The sequence below is a fragment of the Veillonella parvula genome, assembly GCF_024461875.1.
In the GTDB taxonomy this organism is placed as follows: Bacteria; Bacillota; Negativicutes; order Veillonellales; family Veillonellaceae; genus Veillonella; species Veillonella parvula_I.
In genome coordinates this window covers 1-208 of record NZ_JANGAL010000184.1, presented here as the reverse complement: position 1 = coordinate 208, position 208 = coordinate 1, and the positions used below count along the sequence as shown (strand labels likewise).

At 40.4% G+C, this 208-nt stretch carries 1 protein-coding gene; it reads right to left on the bottom strand.

The window, feature by feature from the left end:
• On the bottom strand, positions 1-208 hold a 208-nt coding region (locus NE668_RS10285; RefSeq protein WP_256197024.1), incomplete at both ends, for an ATP-binding protein.

The window sequence follows — 208 nt, the reverse complement described above, 5'->3', positions numbered from 1 at the left end:
ATAACCTTTTTCAAAAATACGGGGAAGATCTTCAGGTGAAATACCGATTCCCGTATCGCTGATACTAAGCTGCTTTTTCTCTCTGTCTACCGTGATCGTCACATTTCCGCTTACCGTATATTTTACTGCGTTCGACAAAAGCTGCTCAATAATAAACACAAGCCATTTTTCATCTGTGAGAACGCAGATATCCGTTCCTTCGTATATG